Origin of the sequence: Parasutterella muris (genome assembly GCF_009767915.1) — a bacterium.
In the GTDB taxonomy this organism is placed as follows: domain Bacteria; phylum Pseudomonadota; class Gammaproteobacteria; order Burkholderiales; family Burkholderiaceae_F; genus Parasutterella; species Parasutterella muris.
This window is the reverse complement of the sequence record NZ_WSRP01000021.1, coordinates 26,110-46,870: the sequence shown is the minus strand read 5'-3', so window position 1 is coordinate 46,870 and position 20,761 is coordinate 26,110. Positions and strand designations below refer to the sequence as shown.

The following is a 20,761-nucleotide window of genomic DNA, read 5'->3' as shown; positions in this document are numbered from 1 at the left end:
TACTACTTCGGTGAAATCGCAGGGAAAAGACGGATGTTATTTGAAGCCCTCGGGGTTCCGGTTCCTGATGCAGAGCCCGAAAAGGCGCAGGTCTACGAAGACGACGAAGAAGAGACAGACTTCTAAAGAAGATGCCTTCAGATTAAAAGCTGAGCCTCTGCTAGAGGCTCTAGATTCTGCAATATTTCAGACAGAAAAGCGATAGAGTTTGCTTGCGGCCTTTTGCAAACTAAGAAAAATGCAGAGGAAACGATAGGGAATTAATTTGAAATTTATCCCGGCGCCAAAATTCTCATTGTATCTGACGCTAAAATTAGAAAAGCCGCCTCAAACCTGAGGCGGCTCTTCCCACCGAATTCGGTGGGGTACGAGATGGGGCTCGAACCCACGACAACAGGAATCACAATCCTGGACTCTACCAACTGAGCTACTCGTACCACTAAAACTTGGCCTGCCCGACAGGATTCGAACCTGTGACCCTCGGCTTAGAAGGCCGATGCTCTATCCAACTGAGCTACGGGCAGATTTTCCTGCGGACTAAAATCTTTTGGTCGGGGTGGAGAGATTTGAACTCCCGACATCCTGCTCCCAAAGCAGGCGCGCTACCAGGCTACGCTACACCCCGTTAAGTGAACCGAGACTATAACATAAAACTTCTTGCCCTGCTTCAAGATCTGCTTCTAAACAAACTTCAGCGCAGAAGCGGTATTCTACAGGATATAATAAATTTATGCCAGCATTGCGGAATTGACAATAAAAAATCCTTTAATTTCCTATAGATGCAGTAGCCATTACCCTATCCCATCGCTCAAAACCCATGTTCAGCGCAGTGCGCTCCATCGGCTGAAATCGATCGGAGAAAAGTGTAATCAGACTTGTCTCAGGCATTTCCGTTAAGACCGAAACCTCACATCCGAAAAAATTCTCGTACTGCGCGTAGAAATACTCCTCGGTTTTCTCCTGCTGCTCGCGCTGCAAATGAAAGTGCAGCAGTTTCTGCTGCTGAAGCGCAAATTGCCTGATGAATTGATCAACCTGAGGAATTCGATCGCTTTTCGAAGAGTTCAGATTCGAATTCACCGGGCTCAAATTCCAAATCTGATCGTGCATCACAAAGTGCCACGGAAGGAAATGGTCCAGATGAAAACTGAACGACCCATCGCTCTCGACTATCGGTTCCCCGTAAATGTCGGTTTTGACTTTCCCGTTGATCAGATAAGAACGCCAAAACTCAGTCGGCACGGACAGCGACCCTCTGGCGCCCGTAAACTCAAGCCGCTGGTTAAGACCCGGCACATTCGTATTGCGGTCCTCTAAATAACCGGCAAATTTCCACAGCGCAAAACCTTTTAGGACCTGATAGTTTTCCTGAAGATACTGCGCCCACGGATAAGAAATCTCTATTTCGTCCGAGTGGCCAACACGTCTGTAAGGCGACCAATTCGCATCGTCCTTCTCCGCGCTGCCTGACCACGGCGAAAGAAAATGCTGCGGAACATAACGAGTAAGTGGTTTGTAAATCTCTTCCAGATACTTTGCTTTTTGATCAGACTTCAAAGAATTCAACGCTCTGATAACGCTGTGTTCGTCGTCTGCCGCGTCCAAACGCACAATCTTCAGCGATTTCAGCTCTTCAATGCGCTGAGTCATTTTGTCCCAGTGCCCGAAATTCAATCGAAAACGCTGCGTCGGCACCCACGCCTTTGCAATCATTAGCGCAACAATCTCCGGCATACTGAGCCGAAGCGCCTTTCCGATCTGCAGATCGCGGGATGCGACTAAATCTAAAATGGATAAGAACCAGAGAAATTTGTACGACGAGGTGGTACGCCGAAACACCTGACCAAGCTTAACCGCACCCGCAACGTCGGATAATGGAATCATGTCGCCTGCATCCGGCATGTCTCAGTCCCCTTCTTAATGAATCAGATCACTCTTGGAGATCACTGAACGCTCCGCCGCTCCAGCGGGAGCTCCTAAAAGCTCCTCCTCCTCGTCAAGAAGACGAACCTTCGGAATCACAATCTTAAAGGTGGAGCCTTTGCCAATCTCAGATTCAATCTGCAGCTGAGCCTGATGCCGGAAAAGTACATGCTTCACAATCGCTAAACCAAGCCCGGTGCCCCCGGTCTCGCGCGAACGCGACTTGTCAACACGGTAAAAACGCTCCGTCACGCGCGGAATATCCTCCGGCGCAATGCCAATCCCATTGTCAGAAACCGATAACACGCCGCCTTGATCCGTCACCTCCCAGCTGAGGGAAACTTTGCCATGCTCCGGTGTATAGCGCACCGCGTTCGTCACTAAATTCGTAACCGCGCTGCGAAGCTCTTTGCGATCGCCTAAAACCCACTCACAGGCAACTTTGTCAATCCGAATCTCATGACGGCCGCCCGAAACCATACGGCCCTCCGCAACGGCATCCGTCATCACTTCCAGCATGTCAATCGGATCTCGCCCCGCGGGCGCACTGTCCCGCTCCAGGCGTGACAGCGTCAAAAGATCATCCACCAGCGAACTCATGCGCTCAGCCTGCTCGCTCATCATCTTCAAATGCAGACGATCTTCCTGAGAAAGCGTCGAGTTCTCCTCCGTTAATTCCAGAAAACCTTTGATGACCGTCAGCGGCGTGCGAAGTTCATGCGAAACGTTCGCGACAAAGTCCCGCCGGAAATCATCAATGCGCTTGCTCTCTGTAATGTCGCGCGTCACCACGACCGTATACTTGCTCCCGGCGGAAATCACACGAACTTCCAAAGTACGCCCGTCCGGAAGAGAAAGCATCAGACTCTCACCCCATTTCTTCGAACGAATATGCGTCATCAGCTCTTCCGAATGAATCACGTCAGCAAGCTTGCGCCCGATGTCTTGGCGCTTGTTTAAAGATAAATCCCGCACCGCGATGCGATTGATCCACTGAATCTCAAAGTCCTTGCGCATCAGAACCACGCCGTCCGGAAGATCATTCAGCGTGGAGCGAAAGCGGAGCTCTTTTTCTTCCAGCTTCGCTTGATTCTTCTCCGTCTTCTTGCGTGCGGTATATACCTTGCGGTAAATGCTCTCCCAAACGCCTTCAGACTTCGGCCAATCTTCCAACTCCGTACCCTCAAGCCACTGCACGAAACGCTTGAAGCGCCGCAAATGCAGCAGAAAGAGCCCTAAAAGACCTAACAGCGCAACCGCCAGACCAGCAGCCAACCCCCAAACCAAGTCCACCGCCAGAGCAATCACAATGACGGTCAGAATGGCAGCATAGCCGAACTTTAAAAAGTCGTTGATCATGAGTTCGCCTGAGACGATTTAAGTGCTGCGGCTCGGTAGCCTAAACCTCGGACAGTTTCAATGAAGTCAGCAGCTTCCGTTCCCGAAAGCTGCTTGCGAAGCCGCAGCATGTGAACGTCAACGGTACGCTCATCAATGTCGGCGCTAAAGCCCCAAATACGCTCAATAAGCTGTGCCCGTGAATAAACACGTCCCGGGTGCTTGGCAAATAACGCTAAAAACCGAAATTCCACCGCGGATAAACGCAGCGGCTCGCCGCTCACCCGGGCTTCAAAGCGGTCAATATCAATGACAAGCGGCCCAATCCGGATGACCTCTCCTTCCTCTTTGCCGCCTTTACGCCGAATCACCGCTTTAATGCGAGCAATCAGCTCGCGCGGAGAAAAAGGTTTGACAATATAGTCGTCCGCCCCGGCCTCTAAACCGTTAACACGATCATCCTCCTGACCTCGGGCGGTCAGCATGATCACGGGAAAATTATCCGTCGTCGGATTCGCCTTCAGCTCCTTCAGCCAGTCAAGCCCCGAACAGTCCGGAAGCATCCAGTCAAGAAGAATCAAATCCGGACGCTTCTCCGCAATGGCCCTTCTCGCCTCTCCGACGTTGGAGGCTTTCTGAACCTGAAACCCTGAGGTACGACACGTATAGGAGATCAACTCGAGAATCGCCGGCTCGTCTTCAACAATCAGTACCGATATCGACATGTCTGTGACTCAATAAAAATTTATTGCCCCGCCGGAATCAGTCCGGCAAGCGCCTCGCAAACCTGTTTAGCCTCAGATGCGTCTTCGCATTCAACCATCACGCGCACCAGCGGCTCGGTTCCGGAGGCGCGCACCAGAACACGGCCCTTGCCTTCAAGCCTGGCAGACACCTCGGCAATTGCTCTCTGAAGATTTTCGTCATCAGTCCAGACATAACCTTTCGGATATCTGCGGTTAATCAGAACCTGAGGCGTCAGAGAAACCTCCGCCAGCGCGTCCCGAAGCGTCGTGCGGTTGCGAACCAGTACGGCAAGCACCTGCAGACTCGACACAATACCGTCGCCCGTCGTCTGCTTGTCTAAAATAATCAGGTGTCCGGAACCCTCGCCGCCCAGCTGCAGACCTTCTTTCTGCAGCGTCTCCAGCACATAACGGTCACCGACCTTGGCGCGGTGGAACGCAACGCCTAAGCTCTTCAGCTTCTTCTCAACCGCGAAATTGGTCATCAGCGTGCCGACAACGCCCGCAAGACCTCTTCTCACTAAACGGTCCTTGGCGATGAGATACAGCAGCAGATCACCGTTGTAGACTTTCTCGGAGTCCGCCATGATCAGACGGTCGGCGTCGCCGTCCAGCGCGATGCCGATATCGCAGCCCGCCTTCGCGACGCGCTGCGGAAGCGTATCGGTATGCGTCGCCCCGACCCCTTCATTAATGTTGAAGCCGTCCGGATGATCGCCGTCACAGACAACCGTCGCGCCAAGTTCGTGATAAACATCGGGCGCAATGTGATAGGCGGCGCCGTTGGCGCAGTCAACATAAATCTTGAGTCCTTTCAAATCACGGTCACTCGGGAACGTACTCTTGCAGAATTCCACATAGCGCCCCGAGGCGTCATCCAGACGACGCGCTTTGCCAAGCTGAGCACTGTCTACGCACTGATAGCCGCGGTCCATCTCTTTTTCAATCTGCAGCTCCAGCTCATCAGGCAGCTTCGTACCCTTAGAAGAGAAGAACTTAATGCCGTTATCGTAAAAAGGATTGTGGGAGGCAGAAATCACAACACCGGCGTTCAGCCTCTGAGCCCGAGTTAAATAGGCAACTGCTGGCGTCGGCAGCGGGCCGCCCAGCATCACATCGACACCCGCACTTAAAAATCCGGCCTGCATGGCCGCTTCCAGCATATAACCGGAAACTCGTGTGTCTTTACCGATAAATACACCGACTTCTCCGTCATGCGTCCAGCGCTTCAGCACTCTTCCTGCGGCCTGCGCTAAAAGCATCGCGAACTCCGGTGTAATAGGTGTATTGCCGACTCGGCCTCTTACGCCGTCCGTCCCGAAATATTTTCTGCTCATTTCAATTCCTTGTAGTTTTTCATTGCTTCGTAAACCAGCAGCGCTTCTCTCATTTCCGCTGCGTCATGCACCCGCAGTATCGAGGCGCCGCGCTCGGCCGCCAACAGATGCGCGGCGACCGACGAAACAACGCGTTCAGAGGCAGACGCCTTTCCGGTCACGGCCCCCAGACTCGATTTGCGGCTCATCCCGTACAGCAGAGAGTAGCCAAGCGATAAAAAGTCTTGCGTGCGCGCAAGCAGCTCAAAGTTCTGCCCGACCGTCTTTCCAAACCCAAAGCCCGGATCCAAAACAATCGATTTAGCCGCAATGCCCGCCGCAAGCGCCGCATCCGCGCGTTCCTTGAGAAATAAACGAACCTCTTCAATCAGATTCTGATAGGAGGGCGCAGCCTGCATCGTTCTCGGAACACCCTGCATATGCATCAGACAAACGCCGCAGCCGCTCTCGGCCGCCGTCTGCAGAGATCCTTTCTGCCTCAGCGCGTAAACGTCATTGATAATGATCGCGCCGGCCTCAGCCGCCTGCCGCATGACTTCCGCTTTGCTCGTGTCAACGGAAACCGCAGCTCCGGCATCCGCAAGCGCCTCAATCACGGGAATCACGCGCTCAAGCTCTTCTTCCGTCGAAACTTCCGGCGCCCCGGGACGAGTGGACTCGCCGCCTACATCCAAAATCGACGCGCCGTCCTCTAACAGACGAAAGCCATGCTCAATCGCACGCTGCGGATCGTAATACTTCCCGCCGTCACTAAATGAATCCGGCGTCACATTCACTATGCCCATGATCACCGGACTGCTGAGGTCAATCTCTCGGCCTCTGCATAACCAAACACGCTTCATCTGCCCTCCAGTGCGCGCTGCAGATACGTCTCAAACAGCACGCCGTCACGCGTGCAGCGAAGCGAGCCGTCCGCGTCATGTTTGAAATGGAAACCGCCGCTTGGAGCCGCAAGCCACATCTCCTGCATCGCCTCCTGCCGATTAATGACCACAGAAGGACCGTCTTCAAGCTCAATCGTCAAAACATTGCCCTCTCTGTAGGAGTCACTGTTCGGATAATTCGCGTCGGCAAACGCCTCCGCTTCTTCGAAGGTTTTTTCCGTCAACTGCAGAAAATCACTTTCTATCATGCTAGATTTATCCATTATGCATAAAAGATTCTTAATTCTATTCTTTCCGTGCCTTTTCCTGACAGGCTGCGGTATTAAAGGTCCGTTATATCTCCCTCCGGACCCGGATGACTCGTACCTCTCCCGTATCGGTAAACAAATTAACGAGTGGACGGGACAGGATATGGTCGGCCCGGCGCCCGCTCCGGTTGAAGAACGTCAGCAGCCCCTTCGCACTGAAGGCAGCACCTCTGAAAAAGAGCTGCAGCCCTCCGAGGACAGCGAAATCGGTGCCTCCGCTTCTGCCTCACCCGTCTCTTTAAGCGCGGATGAACAAATTCAGGAAGACGCCCCGAAAAACACCGACTCGGAAACTAAAACAAAACCTTCCGAGGAAAGCGGCGAAACTGAAAGTAGCGAAACAACAAAACCAATCTAAAGCGAAACATCATCACTGCAAATCGCTTTCGGAGAATTCGCCATGAACTTAACTTTGCCTAACGATCAGGATTTCTATTGGAAAGACGGCTCGCTCTGGTGCGAGGACGTCTCGCTTGAGACACTGGCCCGTAAATTCGGAACACCGCTCTACGTTTACTCCAAACACGCGCTCGTGAGCGCGTTCAATGCCTATCAGTCCGCGCTTGCAGACCACCCTCATCTGGTCTGCTTCGCCCTTAAAGCGAACTCCAATCTCTCTATCATTAAACTTTTCGGAGAACTCGGCTCCGGATTCGATATCGTCTCGGGCGGAGAACTGCAGCGCGTCAAGGCCGCGGGCTGCGACACCCGTAAAGTCATCTTCTCGGGCGTCGGTAAAACCGTTCGCGAAATTCGTGAAGCGCTGCTTGCCGATATCAAATGCTTCAACATCGAATCGCCCGCGGAACTCGACCGTATCATCGCGGTCGCATCCGAACTTAAACTGCGCGCAAGAGTCTCCTTCCGCGTCAACCCGGATGTGGATGCTAAAACTCATCCTTATATTTCTACCGGCTTAAAAAAGAATAAATTCGGTATCGCCTACGAGGACGCGGTCAGCCTTTACATTAAAGCCTCGCAGGCCCCTGAACTTGAAGTCGTCGGCATCGACTGCCATATCGGTTCTCAGATCACGGAAACAACGCCGTTTGCCGATGCCTGCGAAAAACTCTGCACTCTGCTTGATCAGCTCGCCGAGCACGGAATCAATCTCAAACATATCGATTTCGGAGGCGGCTTGGGAATCAAATACGGGACGGAAACGCCCCCTACCGCTAAAGAACTCATGGCCGCGCTCAGAAGAGTGCTCGTCAGACGCGGCTACGGAGATCTGGAAATGATTTTCGAGGCGGGCCGCTCACTTGTCGGCAACTCCGGCGCCCTCCTCACGGAAGTCGAATTCCTCAAAAGCGGTCAGCTTAAAAATTTCATCATGGTCGACGCGGCCATGAACGATATGATCCGTCCCACCCTTTACCAGGCATGGATGCAGATCGTTCCGGTAACGCCCTCCAACGATAAATCCGCGGCTTTCTATGACGTGGTCGGCCCCGTTTGCGAAACAGGAGACTGGCTCGGCAAAGACCGCCTGCTGTCCGTCAGACAGGGAGATATCCTCGCCATGCTGAGCGCGGGTGCCTACGGTATGACCATGGCTTCTAACTACAACTCCCGCTGCCTGCCCGCTGAAGTGCTTGTAAACGGAGAAGAAGCACATCTCATCCGAAGACGGCAAAACTATGAAGATCTTTACCGGGACGAAATCCTTCTTACCCGATAAAAAAGCAAAAGGCAGGCGCAGTTACCTGCCTTTTTTTGGTTACGTTTGTTATCTTTTTCGGATTCGCTCAAGCGTATCGGCTGCCCTAAAAATGACAAAATGAATCGTAAAAAACGGTTTAAAAGGATCTAACCAATGCATATCGAAAACGAAGTTAAGCTTGACTTCAAAGATGTTCTTATCCGCCCCAAACGTTCCACGCTTTCCAGCCGCTCCAATGTCGATCTGACCCGTCCCTTCACACTGCGCAACAGCCGTGTGGAATACAGCGGCATTCCGATCATCGCGGCCAACATGGACACCACCGGAACCTTCAAAATGGCCGAAGCCCTTGAAAAACACGGCCTTTCCGTCGCGCTGCATAAGCATTACCAACCGGAAGAGTACGTCTCCTTCTTTAATGGTCTGAAAAGAAAGTCGGCTGCCTTTTACTCCATGGGCATTACCGCTGCCGATATGGAAAAATTCAGCTTTGTTATGGAAAAAGCGCCGGACGCGATCCAGTACCTCTGTATCGACGTGGCAAACGGCTATACGGAAATCTTCGTCGACTTCGTCTCCAAAATCCGTGAGAAGTTCCCGCACATCGCCATCATGGCCGGCAACGTCGTTACGGGTGATATGACCGAAGAGCTGATTCTCGCCGGAGCCGACATCGTTAAAGTCGGCATCGGTCCCGGCTCCGTCTGCACCACACGCAAAATGACCGGCGTCGGCTATCCTCAGCTGTCAGCCATCATCGAATGCGCGGATGCCGCGCACGGCCTTGGCGGCCTGATCTGCGCCGACGGCGGATGCACCACCCCGGGTGACATCGCTAAGGCGTTCGGAGGCGGCGCTGACTTCGTCATGCTCGGCGGTATGCTCGCCGGACACACGGAAAGCGGCGGCGAAACGATCGAAAAAGACGGCAAAATCTACCGCGCCTTCTACGGCATGAGCAGCAAATCCGCAATGGATAAATACTCCGGCGGCGTCGCAAAGTACAGAGCTGCCGAAGGCAAAACCGTTCTGCTCGAAGACCGCGGCCCGGTCGAACACGCCGTGCAGGATATCCTCGGCGGCGTCCGCTCCGCCTGCACTTACGTCGGGGCGCGCCGACTCAAGGAGCTGACCAAACGTACTACGTTCGTACGCGTCACGCAGCAACTCAACGAAGTCTTCGGTAAGTCATAATCCTTTCCGAATCCCGAGCGGCCGATTCATGCGGCCGCTTTTTTTAACTGCCTGATTTGATGGGAGATGCCCCCGCTGATCCTCTCTCACAGGTTAAGCTCAGTACATTACGCCTCAGCATAGTGAGAGAGGACTATCGTGGTAAAAATTTCTAAACGCAAAATCTTTCGTTCCGCACCGAAAACAAAAGACGCTCCGACACAGGAATCCGTCGGCGGAGAGTCGCCGCAGGTGCTGGAAAAGGCCGACGTCTCTCTGGAAGATTCTAGGTTCGACTTCGGAGGCTACGAGGATCCCTATCAGTACCTCAAGCAGTACCTGCGCACCACTCAGACAAACGACGCATACAAACTTTCCAACGACCTGCTTGAGCAATTAACTCAGGAAGGAAAAGAGCGGCTTCTAACCGCCCTGATTCAGCATGAGGCCAAACGCTTTGACAAGAAAATCAGCAGCGTCAAAGAAATGGACGCGCTCAAGCCGGATCTCAAACCCGGTGAATATCCTTATCTGAACGGCTACAACAGAGATCTGTACAACAAACAGATTCGTCAGCTGCAGATTGAACTGATCAAGCTGCAGAATTGGGTACAGAAAAAAGGCAAAAAAATTGTCCTCATCTTCGAAGGACGTGACGCCGCGGGCAAAGGCGGCACCATTCAGCGTTTCATTGAGCATCTCAACCCGCGCTTTGCGCGCGTCGCGGCTCTGCCTAAACCGACAGAAACGGAATCCGGCCAATGGTACTTCCAGCGCTATGTCGCGCATCTCCCAACCAACGGAGAAATGGTTTTCTTCGACCGCTCCTGGTACAACCGAGCCGTCGTTGAACCGGTAATGGGTTTCTGCACTCAGGATCAGTACGAGACGTTCATCAAGGAAGTGCCAAGCTTTGAGAAAAATATCCTTTCGAGCGGAATTATTCTTTTCAAGTTCTGGCTCGACGTTTCCCGCAAGGAACAAAAACGCCGCTTCAAACAGCGCAGAAAAGACCCGCTCAAACAGTGGAAGCTTTCTCCGGTCGATCTTGCTTCTCTTTCCAAATGGGATGACTACACCAAAGCCATTCATAAGATGTTCTTCGAGACCGACACTCAGGACGCTCCCTGGACCGTTATTGAAAGTGACGACAAAATGCGCGCGCGTATCAATGCCATCCGATTAGTACTGAGCAATATCGACTACACCGGACGCGATCTGAGCGTCATCGGAGAAGTGGATCCGAGAATCGTCTACCGCACAAATTCCATCACAGGCTCTATTGAAAAGTAGCTTACGCAGTAAATGGGACTTTAAGCCGAATTTGGAATTACACTCTCCCTAATTTATCAATCGAAGCTCTGCCTGCATGACCGCCGCAGAGCTTCAACTCTTCAGAAGGAATTTTGTTTTTATGAGCGCTTTGTTTGATTCCGCAAAGTTCGTCATGTCCGTCTCCGAGCTCGACGGACTTCCGGACACGGATCTTCCGGAAATCGCATTCGCAGGTCGTTCCAACGCCGGTAAATCGACAGCGATTAATGTCTTAACACGTCAGGTGCGCCTTGCGTTCTCTTCTAAAACTCCGGGACGCACTCAGCTGCTGAATTTTTTTGAGCTGTCCGTCAAAGGACTTAAGCCGCGAGAAAGAAAACCGGTCGGCTTCTTTGTGGACCTCCCCGGCTACGGCTTTGCAAAAGCGTCTCCGGAAACACGTAAAAATTGGGAAGGACTCGTCGGCGGCTACGTACAGCAGCGTCCTCAGCTCACCGGCATGGTTGTCGTGATGGATGCCAGAAGACCCTTTATGCCGGCCGACGAATTCCTGCTCGACTTCATCTCGTTCCGTCCGGAGCTTAAACTCCACTTCCTTCTGAATAAAGCGGATCAGCTCAAGAACATGGAAAGACGCGCCGCTTTAAATATCGCTCAGAAACGAGCCGCGGAAATCGGCCCTCAAGTCTCCGTACAGCTTTTCTCCGGTCTCAAGAAAGAAGGCGTCGAGCAGCTGCAAAAAGTCCTGAGCGGCTGGCTTAATCAGCCCTACCCTTAATTTTCATTTCACTCAGCGGTTCTATGATCACCGAGTAGATTATTTCTAACTTCAACTCATTCGAAATTATGCAGACATTAGGACAGTTTCCTTCCGTAAGAATGCGCAGAATGCGCCACGACGATTTCTCCAGACGACTGATGCGTGAAAGCCGGCTGAGTGTTGACGACCTTATCTATCCCGTTTTCGTCACAGAGGGGACAAACACCCGCGTAAAAGTTCCCTCTCTTCCCGGAGTGGAACGTCTTTCTATCGATCTTCTGCTGAAACAGGCTGAAGAATGCGTCAAGCTCGGCATTCCCGTCATGGCGCTTTTCCCTTCAATAGAAGACAGTCTCAAGACACCGGACGGTTCCGAAGCTGCCAACCCTGACGGTTTAATTCCGCGCACAGTGCGGGCGCTCAAAGAACATTTCCCGGAACTCGGCGTTATGTGCGATGTGGCACTTGATCCTTACACAACACACGGGCAGGACGGCCTGATTGACGAAACCGGATTCATCCTCAATGACGAAACCATCGAAATGCTGGTTCGTCAGTCCCTCGCTCAGGCAGAAGCCGGAGCCGATATCGTTGCTCCGTCCGACATGATGGACGGCCGTATCGGCATCATCCGTCAGGAGCTGGAAAAGAGAGGTTTGATCTACACCAAGATTATGGCTTACTCCGCCAAATACGCTTCCTGCTTCTACGGTCCTTTCCGCGACGCCGTCGGCTCCTCTTCCAACCTTGGAAGAAGCAATAAAGCGGTTTATCAGCAGGATCCGGCAAACACCAACGAAGCGCTTTGGGAAGTTGGTCTTGATCTGGCTGAAGGCGCCGATATGGTCATGGTGAAACCCGGTATGCCGTACCTTGATGTTCTTTGGCGCGTCAAACAGGAGTTCCTCGCCCCGACTTACGTCTATCAGGTGAGCGGAGAATACGCCATGCTGATGGCTGCCATCCAGAACGGCTGGCTCGACGAAAAGAAAGCCATCATGGAGTCTCTCGTCTGCTTCAAGCGTGCAGGCGCAGACGGCATCCTGACGTACTTTGCTCCGCAGGCAGCCCGCTGGCTCGCCGAAGAAGGCAGAAGGTAAGCCGACAAGCGCAGTAAAAAATTAAGGAGCGGTCCAAAACGGATTCGCTCCTTTTCTTTTAAATGTCCTTTGAAGGATTAAAGCCTTCAATGAATTTCCTGATTTTCCGCCCGTCACGCTTCGTAGGACGGCCGTGATAGTCACTGCCTGGCATCGGCATCATCTTGCTGTTTTCGCGTATCAGAAGTCGTTTTTGGAGGCTTCCCGGCGTTTCTTCATAAAGTGCCTGCGCTGCGGCTGCGTTTCCGCGCTTTCCGGACAGAGCCTTAACGATCACTTCAAAACGCTCCTCGCCCCGAATAATCTCCAGCTTCTCGCCGACCTTGACCGTCTTGCTCGCTTTCAGCCGTACGCCGTTCATCCGTACGCGGCCAAGCTCAATATTGTCCTGAGACAGCGTGCGTGTCTTGTAAAAACGCGCGGCCCAAAGCCATTTGTCCAGGCGAACGTCACTGTCTTCAATCTCGTTTTTCTTCATTTTCTATCCTGCAGGTACAGCAAAGGCCCGCATTTGCGAGCCTTTACCTTGTTCCGTCTCTATGTCAGAGATTATTCAGCCTTGGCTTCTTCCTTGGCAGGAGCAGCGTCGGTTGTCTTCTGAACGAGTTCAACGTAAGCGAGAGGAGCATTGTCGCCAACGCGATAGCCCATCTTCAGGATACGAGTGTAGCCGCCCTTACGATCCTTGAACATCGGTCCGATTTCGTTGAACAGCTTGACAACGATTTCGCGATCACGAAGACGGTTAAATGCGAGACGCTTGTTCGCAATTGTCGGCTCTTTGGCAAGAGTGATCATCGGCTCAACAACACGACGAAGCTCTTTGGCTTTCGGCAGAGTTGTCTTGATGGCTTCATGACGCAGCAGAGAATTGGTCATGTTGCGGAGCATGGCCAGACGATGGGCAGATGTACGATTCAGTTTGCGAAGACCGAGTTTATGACGCATTTTCAAATTCCTTAATAAAAAGTCTAGTTAGGGTGCCGCTTGGGCATCTCCCGTCTCTTCTATCTCCTTTCGGAGCGGGCGGGTGAGCTCGGCATTATAGCCGAGCTGAATAAAATTTAAAAATATCGAAGTAAAACAAATACTACAAAATGTTCTTAGTGGTCGAGACCAACAGGAGGCCAGTTCTCAAGCTTCATGCCGAGTGTCAGACCGTGCGCAGCCAGGACTTCCTTAATCTCATTGAGCGACTTGCGTCCGAGGTTCGGAGTCTTGAGAAGTTCGTTTTCTGTTCTTTGGATCAGATCGCCGATGTAGTAAATGTTTTCGGCTTTCAGGCAGTTCGCAGAACGAACGGTGAGTTCAAGATCGTCAACCGGACGGCGAAGGATCGGATCAACCGGAGGCTGAGGTTTGACAACAGGCTCTTCAACAGTGACACCGCTGGTGTTGCTGAAGATGGGCGCGGGAGCGGGAGGCTCAGCGCCAATGGTCGGCAGTCCGCCAAAGACGGAAAGCTGATCCTGAAGAATGTGAGCGGCCTGACGAAGGGCTTCTTCCGGAAGAATAGCGCCGTTCGTTTCAATGGACATAACGAGCTTGTCAAGGTCAGTACGCTGTTCAACACGAGCGTTTTCAACCTTATAGGCGACGCGAAGAATCGGGGAGAAGGAAGCATCCATAATGATGCGGCCAATCGTTCCCTTGCTGTAGTCGTCTTTCAGAGCTCTCATATCGCCCGGCTGATAGCCGCGGCCTTTTTCAACCTTGAGCTGCATGTCGATCTTTCCGCCGGAAAGATTTGCAATCACATGGTCAGGGTTGAGAATCGTGCAGTCATGAGGCAGATCAAAGTCGGCCGCTGTCACAACACCCTGGCCTTCACGACGCAGCGTTACGGTGACTTCATCACGGTTCTCGAGTTTGAAAATCACGCCCTTGACGTTAAGAAGAATGTCAACAACGTCTTCCTTAACACCGTCAATCTGGCTGTATTCGTGAACAACACCGGCAATCTGAGCTTCAGTCGGAGCAAAGCCGACCATGGAGCTGAGAAGAACACGGCGAAGCGCGTTGCCAAGCGTATGGGCGTAACCGGTTTCAAACGGTTCCATCGTTACGGTGGCGGAATAAGGATTGCCGTCAACAGCTTCGACTTCGATGCTGCGCGGCTTAAGCAGAGCATTAACAGACATTAGTTTTCCTTTTAACAATACCCTCGGCTCGTTACACCGATAAGGCTGTAGGAATGTTGGGGCCTTAAACGACACGACGATCTCAGCCCCAAAGGATGAGATCGCGTGGTGAAACTATGCGGCAGCGCACTACACTGCCGCGGTACTGCAAGTTTAGCGAGAATACAATTCAACAATCAGAGATTCGTTGACGTCGTGAGCGATTTCGTCACGGGCCGGAACATGCTTGAATGTTCCTTCCTTCTTGTTTACATCAACGGAAACCCAGTCCGGGAAACCACCGGTTTCTGCCAGTTTCAGGCTGTTAACAATACGTTCCTGATTCTTGGCTTTTTCACGGACGGCGATGACGTCGCCTTCTTTAACTAAGTAAGAAGGAATATTGACTTTGTTGCCGTTGACGCTGATAGCGCAGTGGGAAACCAGCTGACGTGCTTCAGCACGTGTGCAGCCGAAGCCCATACGATAGACAACATTGTCCAGACGTCTTTCAAGCAGGCTGAGGAGCTGCTCGCCGGTGTTGCCGCGTTTTCTGGCGGCTTTAGCGAAATAAAGTCTGAACTGACGTTCGAGAACGCCGTACATACGTTTAACTTTCTGCTTTTCACGAAGCTGAGCACCGTAGTCAGAGAGACGAGCACCGGAGGTGCGGCCATGCTGACCCGGGGCATATTCGTGTTTGCATTTGGAATCAAAAGAGCGAACAGCGCTCTTGAGATTCAAGTCGCAGCCTTCACGGCGTGCGAGCTTTTCTTTAGGTCCGGTATAACGAGCCATTTTTTTCTCTTATCCTGTGTCTTCCACATTCAGTTAATCAGTTTGCTGATTAACGCGGGAATTAGTTATTAAACACGGCGACGCTTCGAAGGACGAACACCGTTGTGAGGAACGGGAGTAACGTCCTGAATGGAAGTGACGCGAATACCAAGAGCGTTGAGCGCACGAACACTGGATTCGCGGCCGGGTCCGGGTCCGGTAATACGGACTTCAACGTTCTTTAAGCCATATTCAAGGGCATGACGGCCGGCCTGCTCTGCTGCAACCTGAGCTGCAAACGGAGTGGACTTACGAGAGCCTTTGAAACCCTGAGCGCCGGAGCTGGACGCGGCAATCGCGTTGCCCTGACGGTCAGTAATTGTGATGATTGTATTGTTGAAGGAAGCGTGAACGTGGGCAATGCCTTCTGTCACGACTTTCTTAACTTTTCTGCGAGCGCGCTGAGCAGCAATCTGCTGCGCGTTAGGAATCTTTCCTGCCATAGTCGTCCTTTACCTTATTTCTTAAGTGCGACGCCAGCTTTCTTCGGTCCCTTGCGGGTACGAGCATTCGTACGGGTGCGCTGACCGCGAACGGGCAGACCGCGACGATGACGCATACCTCTGTAGGTACCTAAGTCAATAAGGCGCTTAATTGACAATTGAACTTCACGACGAAGGTCGCCTTCGACAGTCAGCTTGCTGATCGCATCACGAATTTTTTCAAGTTCTGCGTCTGTCAGGTCTTTGACCTTCTTAGTTGTGTCAACACCAACCGCATTCAAAATTTCACGGGCACGGGGACGACCGATGCCATAGATGGCGGTTAAGCCGATTTCAGCGTGCTGATTCGGCGGAATGTTAATACCGGCGATACGAGCCATTATTTACCTCTTTAGCCTTGGCGCTGTTTATGACGAGGATCCGAGCAGATCACGCGGACCACGCCTTTGCGCTTGATGATCTTGCACTTGCGGCACATTTTTTTGACCGAAGCGTTTACTTTCATAGTTATCTCCAAAAGTGCACGAGGCCTCTCGCGAAGAACCTCATACAGAACTGTCCCTGCAAAATGTAGTGCAAATCGCAGAGTAATGCATAAGGAGCGGGATTATATCTAATCCCGCTCTTTTCTGCAAATTATCGACTGGTTACAACCCGTTAACGGGGAAGTGAACCGGGACCGAAGCCTCGGAAGTTTGTCTTCTTCAGCAGCGATTCGTATTGATGACTCATGAGATAAGCCTGAACCTGACTCATAAAGTCCATCGTCACGACGACAACGATCAGAAGTGATGTGCCGCCGAAATAGAACGGAACGTTAAAGCGCAGATTGAGGAACTCAGGAACCAAACAGACAAAGACCAGATAGATGGAACCCGCAAGTGTCAGACGAAGCAGAACTTTGTCAATATAGCGGGATGTCTGTTCACCCGGACGAATACCCGGTACAAAGGCACCGCTCTTCTTAAGATTCTCAGCTGTCTCACGCGGATTGAAAACCAAAGCCGTGTAGAAGTAAGCAAAGAATACAATCAGAGCTGCATAGAGCAGTGTATAAATCGGTTGACCCGGGGAAAGAGAAGCCGCAAGGTCACGAATCCAGCGTGTGCTCTCTCCGCTGGTAAACCAACTGGCTAAGGTAGCCGGGAAGAGAATCAGCGAAGAAGCAAAGATCGGAGGAATCACGTTGGCCATGTTGATCTTCAAAGGAAGATACGAACTCTGACCGCCGTAAATCTTGTTGCCGACCTGACGCTTGGCATAGTTAACTGTAATACGGCGCTGGCCTCTTTCCATAAAGACCACAAATGCCGTAACGAGCATCACGATCGCAATGATGAAAATCGCAGACAGAGGTCCGATCGCGCCGGTGGAAACCAACTGGAAAAGACCGCTTACCGCAGCGGGCAGACCCGCAACGATACCTGCGAAAATGATGATCGAAATGCCGTTGCCGATTCCGCGCTCTGTAATTTGCTCGCCAAGCCACATGAGGAACATGGTGCCGGTAACGAGAGAAACAACACAGACAAAGCGGAAGAAGAAGCCCGGATCAATGACCAGGCCGGGCTGCGTTTCCAAAGCGACGGCAATACCTAACGCCTGGAATGTGCCCAAAAGAAGTGTGCCGTAACGAGTGTACTGCGTGATCTTTCTTCTTCCGGATTCGCCTTCCTTACGCAGACTCTCCAGAGAGGGAAGTACGTAAGAAAGCATCTGCATGATAATCGATGCCGAAATGTACGGCATGATACCAAGCGCGAAAACGGAGAAACGGGACAGGGCGCCGCCCGAGAACATGTTGAACAGCCCTAAGATGCCGCCCTGCTGCTGATTAAACAGCTCTTTTAAGGTATCTGGATCGATACCGGGAACCGGAATATGCGTGCCGATACGATAAACAACGAGAGCCAATACAAGAAAAATTACTCGTCGATATAAATCGCCGTACTTGCTGCTGGCTTTCGCCGGAATGTTCTTGGCCACGTTTAATTCCTTATCTCAAATTATTTATCAGCTTCCACAACAACGGATCCGCCGGCAGCTTCAATAGCAGCCTTCGCACCCTTAGTAGCGGTAATGCCGCGAAGAATAACTTTGCGCTTGATTTCTCCGGAGAGAATAACGCGAGCATCCTTCGAATTGGATTTGATCACATTTGCATTGATCAGATCGCCGAGGTTGATCTCTTCCAGACCCAGCTTTTCAAGTTCGCTCAAGCGAACTTCAGCAACGAATTCATGAGTCCAGGAAGTGAAGCCGCGCTTCGGCAGACGACGATGCAGAGGCATCTGGCCGCCTTCGAAACCAACTTTGTGGAATCCGCCGGCACGAGACTTCTGACCTTTGTGACCGCGGCCGGCAGTCTTGCCCCAACCGCTTCCAACACCGCGACCAACGCGATGGGCTGCGCTCTTGGAACCTGCAGCCGGCTGAATGGTATTAAGTTTCATTTCTAATCCTCAATTATTCAGCACGAACAAGGTAAGAGACAGTGCTGATCATGCCGCGTACGGCAGGAGTGTCCTCAAGTTCGCGTGTCTGACGAATCTTCTTCAGACCGAGACCAAGAACAGTCTGGCGATGGGCTTTCTTGCAGCCGATCGGGCTCTTGACCAGAGTCACTTTAACTGTTTTCTTTTCCATTTAACACTCCTGATTAACCGATGATTTCTTCAACGGTCTTGCCGCGCTTAGCAGCAATTTCGCTCGGGGTGCGCAGATTGTTGAGAGCGTCAATGGTGGCACGAACCATGTTGTAGGGGTTCGAGGAACCATGAGACTTGGCAACAATGTTGCGAATACCCATTACGTCGAAAATAGCACGCATCGGACCGCCGGCAATAACGCCGGTACCTTCGGGAGCCGGAAGAAGCATCACGCGGGAAGCGCCGTGATGGCCTTCAACAGCGTGGTAAATGGTTCCGTCACGAAGAGGAATCTTTTCCATGCTGCGGCGAGCCTGATCCATCGCTTTCTGGACGGAAACAGGAACTTCACGGGACTTGCCCTTGCCCATACCGATACGGCCGTCGCCGTCGCCAACTACTGTTAAAGCAGCAAAGCCGAGAATACGACCGCCTTTAACAACTTTGGTGACGCGATTGACAGCAATCATTTTTTCGCGAATGCCGTCATCCTGTTCTTCAGCCATGGGGCCTTTAGCTTGTTTTGCCATTTAGCTATTCCTTAGAACTTGAGACCGGCTTCGCGCGCTGCTGTTGCAAGCGCGGCGATACGGCCATGAAAACGATAACCGGCGCGGTCAAAAGCGCAGCTTTCAATTCCGGCAGCCTTTGCTTTCTCAGCAATGCGTGTACCGATAATCTTCGCAGCGTTGACGTTGCCGCCCTTGCCGGACACACCTGCCAGCTGAGCACGGACTTCCGGCTCAACCGTAGAGGCAGAGCACAGAACATTCTTGCCGTCGGCAGAAATGATCTGAGCGTAAATGTGCAGATTTGTACGATGAACAGTCAGGCGATTAGCCTTCATGCTCTTAATGCGGGCACGCGTGGCACGCGCACGACGCAGACGATTTTGTTTCTTGTCGATCACTTTAAGCCTCCGCCCGCTTATTTCTTCTTAGTTTCCTTGATCACTACAACTTCATCAGCATAGCGAACACCCTTGCCCTTATAGGGTTCAGGAGCACGATAGCTGCGAATTTCTGCAGCAACCTGGCCGACTTTCTGTTTGTCGGCGCCGTGAATCAGAATCTCTGTCTGAGTCGGGGTTTCACACTTAATGCCGGCAGGCATCTTGTGAGCAACCGGATGAGAGAAACCGAGGTTCAGATTCAGGGTGTCGCCCTGAGCCTGAGCACGGTAACCAACACCGACCAGAGTCAGTTTCTTTGTGAAGCCTTCTGTAACGCCGATGTTCATCGCGTTAACAAGAGCTCTGAGCGTACCGCTCATTGCGTTGGACTGCTTCGTTTCTTCAAGAGCTTTGAAGTAAACGTGGCCGTTCTCAACCTTCACTTCAACAGAAGCGTCAAGCTTCTGAGTAAGCGTGCCTTTCGGTCCTTTGACGGTGATAACGCCGTCAGCGATCGAGGCTTCAACACCCTTACCGAGGGTGACGGGAATCTTAGCAACTCGTGACATAGTATTCTCCTAGCTTAGGCAACGTAGCAGATGACTTCGCCGCCAATGCCAGCTTCACGAGCTTTGCGATCAGTCATCACGCCTTTCGGTGTGGAAATGATCGCAATTCCAAGGCCGTTCATGACCTGAGGAATCGTTTCGTGATTCTTGTATACACGCAGTCCGGGTCTCGAAACACGTTCGATTGTTTCGATAACAGGACGGCCGGCATAATATTTAAGACCAATATGAAGAACGGGCTTGCCTTCGTTGGCGTCAACGGAATAACCGGAGATGTAGCCTTCGTCTTCAAGAACCTTTGCAATCGCCACCTTCAGCTTGGAAGAAGGCATTGTAACTTCCGTTTTGTCGACCATCTGACCGTTACGGATACGGGTCAGCATGTCGGCGATCGGATCACTCATACTCATTTGTAATCTCCTCGCTTACCAGCTGGCCTTAGTCAGGCCGGGAATGTCACCATGCATAGCCGCTTCGCGGATCTTGCCTCTGGCTAGGCCGAATTTGCGGAATGTACCGCGGGGACGACCGGTGATGCCGCAGCGGTTGCGCTGACGGCAGGGACTTGCGTCACGGGGCAGAGACTGAAGTGCGATGCGGGCTTCCATGCGCTCTTCCATCGAGCGGGTAGCATCGTTAATAACCGCTTTCAGAGCGGCACGTTTAGCAGCAAACTTCTGAGCGCACATTTTGCGCTTGAGTTCACGATTGATAAGTGCGAGTTTAGCCAATTAAATCACCTCGC

Annotated in this window: 27 protein-coding genes and 3 tRNA genes; 6 read left to right on the top strand and 24 right to left on the bottom strand. The window is 52.1% G+C overall.

Annotated elements, in window-relative coordinates; genetic code table 11:
• Positions 1 to 361 precede the first annotated feature (361 nt).
• The 9 genes from E5987_RS07790 to cyaY all read right to left on the bottom strand — a co-directional run bounded on the left by E5987_RS07790 (position 362) and on the right by cyaY (position 6,476).
• Positions 362 to 437, bottom strand: a tRNA-His gene (locus tag E5987_RS07790).
• A gap of 10 nt (positions 438 to 447) precedes the next feature.
• Positions 448 to 524 (bottom strand) — tRNA-Arg (locus tag E5987_RS07785).
• Between the two features lie 24 nt (positions 525 to 548).
• Positions 549 to 625 (bottom strand) — tRNA-Pro (locus E5987_RS07780).
• A gap of 140 nt (positions 626 to 765) precedes the next feature.
• On the bottom strand, positions 766 to 1,902 hold the full coding sequence (locus E5987_RS07775; RefSeq protein WP_160335533.1) for an HNH endonuclease domain-containing protein: 1,137 nt from the start codon (positions 1,900 to 1,902) through the stop codon (positions 766 to 768).
• A gap of 15 nt (positions 1,903 to 1,917) precedes the next feature.
• Positions 1,918 to 3,282, bottom strand: coding sequence for a phosphate regulon sensor histidine kinase PhoR (gene phoR, locus E5987_RS07770; protein WP_160335532.1), 1,365 nt, complete (start codon positions 3,280 to 3,282; stop codon positions 1,918 to 1,920).
• Positions 3,279 to 3,986, bottom strand: a complete 708-nt coding sequence (locus E5987_RS07765) for a response regulator (RefSeq protein ID WP_160335531.1) — start codon at positions 3,984 to 3,986, stop codon at positions 3,279 to 3,281. Before E5987_RS07765 ends, phoR begins: the two co-directional genes overlap by 4 nt.
• A gap of 20 nt (positions 3,987 to 4,006) precedes the next feature.
• The gene (gene glmM, locus E5987_RS07760; protein ID WP_160335530.1) at positions 4,007 to 5,344 is read right to left on the bottom strand and encodes a phosphoglucosamine mutase; all 1,338 of its coding nucleotides are present in this window, start codon (positions 5,342 to 5,344) and stop codon (positions 4,007 to 4,009) included.
• Positions 5,341 to 6,186, bottom strand: coding sequence for a dihydropteroate synthase (gene folP / locus E5987_RS07755; protein WP_160335529.1), 846 nt, complete (start codon positions 6,184 to 6,186; stop codon positions 5,341 to 5,343). The genes glmM and folP overlap by 4 nt, the downstream gene beginning before the upstream one ends.
• Positions 6,183 to 6,476 (bottom strand): iron donor protein CyaY, encoded by a 294-nt coding sequence (gene cyaY, locus E5987_RS07750; RefSeq protein WP_160335528.1) that lies wholly within the window; start codon positions 6,474 to 6,476, stop codon positions 6,183 to 6,185. Before cyaY ends, folP begins: the two co-directional genes overlap by 4 nt.
• On the opposite strand from cyaY, the gene lptM reads away from it, so the two are divergent.
• The 6 genes from lptM to hemB all read left to right on the top strand — a co-directional run bounded on the left by lptM (position 6,475) and on the right by hemB (position 12,507).
• Entirely contained in the window at positions 6,475 to 6,894 is a 420-nt protein-coding gene (gene lptM, locus E5987_RS13065; RefSeq protein ID WP_237178766.1) for an LPS translocon maturation chaperone LptM, read from the top strand. The genes cyaY and lptM overlap by 2 nt on opposite strands.
• A 42-nt stretch (positions 6,895 to 6,936) precedes the next feature.
• Entirely contained in the window at positions 6,937 to 8,217 is a 1,281-nt protein-coding gene (gene lysA, locus E5987_RS07740) for a diaminopimelate decarboxylase (protein WP_160335527.1), read from the top strand.
• 135 nt (positions 8,218 to 8,352) lie between these two features.
• Positions 8,353 to 9,393 carry a GMP reductase gene (locus tag E5987_RS07735; RefSeq protein ID WP_160335526.1) on the top strand — a complete coding sequence of 347 codons (1,041 nt, stop codon included), beginning with the start codon at positions 8,353 to 8,355 and terminating at the stop codon, positions 9,391 to 9,393.
• Between the two features lie 138 nt (positions 9,394 to 9,531).
• Positions 9,532 to 10,665: a polyphosphate kinase 2 gene (gene ppk2 / locus E5987_RS07730; RefSeq protein ID WP_251569755.1), complete on the top strand. Its 1,134-nt coding sequence runs from the start codon at positions 9,532 to 9,534 to the stop codon at positions 10,663 to 10,665.
• A 121-nt stretch (positions 10,666 to 10,786) separates the two neighbouring features.
• Positions 10,787 to 11,425 (top strand): ribosome biogenesis GTP-binding protein YihA/YsxC, encoded by a 639-nt coding sequence (gene yihA / locus E5987_RS07725; protein WP_160335525.1) that lies wholly within the window; start codon positions 10,787 to 10,789, stop codon positions 11,423 to 11,425.
• Between the two features lie 68 nt (positions 11,426 to 11,493).
• Entirely contained in the window at positions 11,494 to 12,507 is a 1,014-nt protein-coding gene (hemB, locus tag E5987_RS07720) for a porphobilinogen synthase (RefSeq protein WP_160335524.1), read from the top strand.
• A 58-nt stretch (positions 12,508 to 12,565) separates the two neighbouring features.
• Here the strand turns inward: hemB and E5987_RS07715 are convergent, their stop codons facing one another.
• The 15 genes from E5987_RS07715 to rpsN form a co-directional block, all read right to left on the bottom strand.
• Positions 12,566 to 12,985, bottom strand: a complete 420-nt coding sequence (locus tag E5987_RS07715; protein ID WP_160335523.1) for an RNA-binding S4 domain-containing protein — start codon at positions 12,983 to 12,985, stop codon at positions 12,566 to 12,568.
• Positions 12,986 to 13,056: 71 nt separating this feature from the next.
• The gene (gene rplQ, locus E5987_RS07710) at positions 13,057 to 13,455 is read right to left on the bottom strand and encodes a 50S ribosomal protein L17 (RefSeq protein WP_160335522.1); all 399 of its coding nucleotides are present in this window, start codon (positions 13,453 to 13,455) and stop codon (positions 13,057 to 13,059) included.
• Positions 13,456 to 13,610: 155 nt separating this feature from the next.
• A complete protein-coding gene (locus tag E5987_RS07705) occupies positions 13,611 to 14,648 on the bottom strand; it encodes a DNA-directed RNA polymerase subunit alpha (protein ID WP_160335521.1) in 1,038 nt (345 codons plus the stop codon).
• Positions 14,649 to 14,801: 153 nt separating this feature from the next.
• On the bottom strand, positions 14,802 to 15,425 hold the full coding sequence (gene rpsD / locus E5987_RS07700) for a 30S ribosomal protein S4 (protein ID WP_160335520.1): 624 nt from the start codon (positions 15,423 to 15,425) through the stop codon (positions 14,802 to 14,804).
• A gap of 68 nt (positions 15,426 to 15,493) precedes the next feature.
• Positions 15,494 to 15,907 (bottom strand): 30S ribosomal protein S11, encoded by a 414-nt coding sequence (rpsK, locus tag E5987_RS07695; protein WP_008810443.1) that lies wholly within the window; start codon positions 15,905 to 15,907, stop codon positions 15,494 to 15,496.
• A 14-nt stretch (positions 15,908 to 15,921) separates the two neighbouring features.
• Positions 15,922 to 16,287, bottom strand: coding sequence for a 30S ribosomal protein S13 (rpsM, locus tag E5987_RS07690; RefSeq protein ID WP_160335519.1), 366 nt, complete (start codon positions 16,285 to 16,287; stop codon positions 15,922 to 15,924).
• 11 nt (positions 16,288 to 16,298) lie between these two features.
• Positions 16,299 to 16,412: a 50S ribosomal protein L36 gene (rpmJ, locus tag E5987_RS07685; RefSeq protein WP_008810441.1), complete on the bottom strand. Its 114-nt coding sequence runs from the start codon at positions 16,410 to 16,412 to the stop codon at positions 16,299 to 16,301.
• Positions 16,413 to 16,564: 152 nt separating this feature from the next.
• Positions 16,565 to 17,893, bottom strand: a complete 1,329-nt coding sequence (gene secY / locus E5987_RS07680; RefSeq protein WP_160335518.1) for a preprotein translocase subunit SecY — start codon at positions 17,891 to 17,893, stop codon at positions 16,565 to 16,567.
• A gap of 20 nt (positions 17,894 to 17,913) precedes the next feature.
• Positions 17,914 to 18,360 carry a 50S ribosomal protein L15 gene (rplO, locus tag E5987_RS07675; protein WP_160335517.1) on the bottom strand — a complete coding sequence of 149 codons (447 nt, stop codon included), beginning with the start codon at positions 18,358 to 18,360 and terminating at the stop codon, positions 17,914 to 17,916.
• A 13-nt stretch (positions 18,361 to 18,373) separates the two neighbouring features.
• Positions 18,374 to 18,553, bottom strand: a complete 180-nt coding sequence (gene rpmD, locus E5987_RS07670) for a 50S ribosomal protein L30 (protein ID WP_160335516.1) — start codon at positions 18,551 to 18,553, stop codon at positions 18,374 to 18,376.
• A 13-nt stretch (positions 18,554 to 18,566) separates the two neighbouring features.
• Entirely contained in the window at positions 18,567 to 19,085 is a 519-nt protein-coding gene (gene rpsE / locus E5987_RS07665; protein WP_160335515.1) for a 30S ribosomal protein S5, read from the bottom strand.
• 11 nt (positions 19,086 to 19,096) lie between these two features.
• Positions 19,097 to 19,462, bottom strand: a complete 366-nt coding sequence (rplR, locus tag E5987_RS07660; RefSeq protein ID WP_160335535.1) for a 50S ribosomal protein L18 — start codon at positions 19,460 to 19,462, stop codon at positions 19,097 to 19,099.
• A gap of 20 nt (positions 19,463 to 19,482) precedes the next feature.
• On the bottom strand, positions 19,483 to 20,016 hold the full coding sequence (rplF, locus tag E5987_RS07655; RefSeq protein WP_160335514.1) for a 50S ribosomal protein L6: 534 nt from the start codon (positions 20,014 to 20,016) through the stop codon (positions 19,483 to 19,485).
• 14 nt (positions 20,017 to 20,030) lie between these two features.
• A complete protein-coding gene (rpsH, locus tag E5987_RS07650; protein WP_160335513.1) occupies positions 20,031 to 20,426 on the bottom strand; it encodes a 30S ribosomal protein S8 in 396 nt (131 codons plus the stop codon).
• A 15-nt stretch (positions 20,427 to 20,441) separates the two neighbouring features.
• The gene (gene rpsN, locus E5987_RS07645) at positions 20,442 to 20,747 is read right to left on the bottom strand and encodes a 30S ribosomal protein S14 (RefSeq protein WP_160335512.1); all 306 of its coding nucleotides are present in this window, start codon (positions 20,745 to 20,747) and stop codon (positions 20,442 to 20,444) included.
• Between the last annotated feature and the right edge of the window lie 14 nt (positions 20,748 to 20,761).